Raw genomic sequence first — 3,161 nt, forward strand, 5'->3', positions numbered from 1 at the left:
CGGCTGACCGCCCAAGCCGGAGATCGCTTCTGCAGGAACGCCGTGAAGGCCTCGATCTGTTCGGCGGTTCCGATCGACGACCAGTAGCCCGTCACGTCGACGGGTGGCAGCGCTCGCGCCATTTCCCTCTTGACGGCCGCGCGCGCGGCGGGTCCGGTCTTCCGGACTCGCTCGAGCAAGGCATCGACCTCCGCGCGCAGCGAGTCGTGCGCAACGACTTTGCCGACCAGACCGAGTCGCTCGGCCTCCTGCGCGTCGACCCAATCATTGCCGTAGATCAGGTGATTGGCCCGCAGCGTGCCCAGTCGGTGCGGTAGTCGAGCGGCGACGAACGCCTCGTACACGCCACGGGTGAGATCCGGGACCCGGAACCGGGCGCGATCGGAGGCGACGACGAGATCGGCGAACAACGTCATCACCAAGCCGCCCCCCATGGCGATGCCGTTGACGGCGCAGACCACGAGTTTCGGTATCTTGCCCAGCGTTTCGAACGGTGTTCCGTCATAGGACTCGGTGAACGCGTCCCACCGGCGATCCGGATTCTGCACCGCGTTCATGTCGCCGCCCGCACAGAACACGTCGCCCGTGCCGGTGATCACCAGGAAGTTCAGGTCCGGTTCGTCGGCGACGATCATCGCGGCCCGTTTGATCCCGTGATAGCCGTCGGCGGTGACGGCGTTTTTCTTCTCCGGCCGGTTGATGGTGACGGTCAGGGTGTCGCCGTCGATCCTGCCCTCGAGCTCCGACGCACAGAGGTCGACGTCGACGGAATCCGGTAGGGCGTTCACTGCGCCTCGATCACGGCGAGCAGTTCACCGACGTCATAGCTTGCCCCGGCGCTGACCTTCCACGTCACAACGCCGCTGGCCGGCGCCTCGATGTCCATCTCGACCTTGTCGGTGGCGATCTGGTAAAGGGGATCGCCCTCGGAGACATGCGCGCCGTCCGCCACGTAGAGCTCCGTCACCTCCGCTTCCGTGATCGCGTCGCCCGGCTTCGGCATCCGCACCTGGATCACGCGATCCTCCTGACCGCTTCGACGAGCCGCGCCGTGTCCGGGCGGCAGGCGGCTTCCAGCGTCGCCGCCCGCGGGACGGGCGTGTACGTTCCGCCCACGCGCTGGATCGGGGCCGACAGCTCGCCGAAGAGCTCCGTCCCGACGGCCGCGGCGATTTCGGCTCCCGGGCCGCAGAACCCGACGGACTCGTGAGCGACGACCAGGCGCCCGGTTTTGCGGACGGAGTCGAAAACGGTGGCCAGATCCAACGGCACCAGGGAGCGCAGGTCGACCACCTCCACCGAAACGCCTTCGGCGGCAAGCTGTTCGGCGGCGGCCAGGGCGGCGTGCACCAAGCTGCCGTAGGTGCAGATCGTGACGTCGGCGCCGGCGCGTTTGACGTCGGCCTGGCCGAGCGGGATCACGTAGTCGTCCGTCGGCACGGGCCCCTTGCCGCCGCCGTAATAGAGCTTCATCGACTCGATGAACAGGCAGGGATCGTCCTCGGCCAGGCAGGCGTTGAGCAGCCCGACAGCGTCGGCGGCGGTGCTGGGCCACACGACCTTGATGCCGGGTGTGTGCATCGCCCAGGCCTCGAAGGCCTGGGAGTGCTGCGGGCCGGCCGCCGTGCCCACCATGGCGCGGATGACAACCGGAGCGCCCTGCCGTCCGCCGGACATGTAGCGGATCTTGGCCGCGTGATTGGCGATCTGGTCCATGGCCACGCCGAGGAAGTCCATGAACATCAGCTCCGCCACCGGCCGCAGACCACCCAGGGCCGCGCCCACCGCGGCGCCGATGATCGAGGACTCCGCGATCGGGGTGTCGCGCACCCGCTGGGCGCCGTATTTCGTCGACAACCCCGCGGTGATCTTGAACATGCCGCCCGACGGGTCGGCGATGTCCTCGCCGAGCAGCACGATCGAATCGTTGGCCGCCATCGCGCGATCCAGCGTGCGGTGGATCGCCTGCACCAGGCCGAGGGTCTCGGTTTCGCCCTGGGGCATCGCGGCGCGCTTTGTCGCCGGTGCCGCAAGCTCGCTGCCGTGGGCGGCAAACACGTCGCGGGTCAGTTCGTCGTCGGCGGGGGGCTCGGCGTCGCGGGCGGCGGCGAAGGCCGCGTCGATCTCGGCAACCAAGTCGGCGTCGATCCGGTCCAGGTCGACGTCATGCGCCAAACCCTCGTCGATGAGCCGCCGCCGATACCGCGCGAAGGGCGGGTCGGCGCGCTTGGCGGCCAGCTCGTCGGGGTCGGCGTAGGGCATCTGGTCGCCGAAGTAGTGCCCCTGCAGGCGGTAGGCGACCGCTTCGACGAACGACGGCCCGCCCCCGGACCGTGCGCGCTCGGCCGCCTCGGCCACTGCCTGGTACACCGCGTGCGGGTCCGTGCCGTCGATCGTGACGCCGGGCATCGCATAACCCGCGGCCCGGTCGGACAATCGCGCCGTGCGGGTGTAACCGGCCACCGGCGTGCATTCGGCCCACGCGTTGTTCTGGCAGAAGAACACCACCGGAAGCGCCCATAGCGCAGCCATGTTCATGGCCTCGTGGACGTAACCGATGCTGGTCGCCCCGTCGCCGAAGCTGACCAGTACCACGCGGTCACTGCCCTTGACGGCCTCCGCCAGCGCGATCCCGTTCGCGATCAGGGGGCCGGCGCCCACGATGCCGGTGGTCCAGGCGATGCCATGCTCGGGGTCGTAGATGCCCATCGCGCCGGCCTTGCCCTTCGACAGGCCGGTGCCGCGGCCCAGTATCTCGGCGAAGTACGCGGTCAGGTCGACGCCCTTGGCCACGACGTCGCCCAGCCCGCGATAGGTGGTGACCAGTTGGTCCGCACTTGACAGGGCGAGCGCGGCCCCGGCCGACATCGCCTCCTGACCGTCCACCGGCCAATAGCTCATCGCGATTTCCCCGGACGACAACCCTTTTCGGACGCGCTGGTCGCTGTGGTGCACCTTGCTCATGAGGCGGTACAACGCGACGGCCCGGTCGCTGCTCAGGGGCCGGGTACCGACGTCTACCTGCGTGGCCATCACCACTCCTTTGCGATGCGCACTCCGCCAACGAGCATACAATACAATATGACGATATTTGTTCAGTCGTCCGATGGCGCCAAGTGCCAGTGAGGAGAGCTTCGACCGCGATGCCCGATCGACCAGCC

Annotated in this window: 3 protein-coding genes; all 3 read right to left on the reverse strand. The window is 68.6% G+C overall.

Features of this window, described 5'->3' with window-relative positions; genetic code table 11:
* Positions 1-788, reverse strand: a 788-nt coding sequence (locus A5691_RS02050; protein ID WP_067755603.1) for an enoyl-CoA hydratase/isomerase family protein, incomplete at its 3' end; no start/stop codon positions are given.
* On the reverse strand, positions 785-1,018 hold the full coding sequence (locus A5691_RS02055) for a lipoyl domain-containing protein (protein ID WP_082950093.1): 234 nt from the start codon (positions 1,016-1,018) through the stop codon (positions 785-787). The genes A5691_RS02055 and A5691_RS02050, both read right to left, overlap by 4 nt.
* Positions 1,015-3,033, reverse strand: a complete 2,019-nt coding sequence (locus A5691_RS02060) for a thiamine pyrophosphate-dependent enzyme (protein ID WP_067755609.1) — start codon at positions 3,031-3,033, stop codon at positions 1,015-1,017. Before A5691_RS02060 ends, A5691_RS02055 begins: the two co-directional genes overlap by 4 nt.
* Positions 3,034-3,161: the final 128 nt, after the last annotated feature.

This window comes from Mycobacterium sp. E183 (assembly GCF_001667735.1).
Classification (GTDB): Bacteria; Actinomycetota; Actinomycetes; order Mycobacteriales; family Mycobacteriaceae; genus Mycobacterium.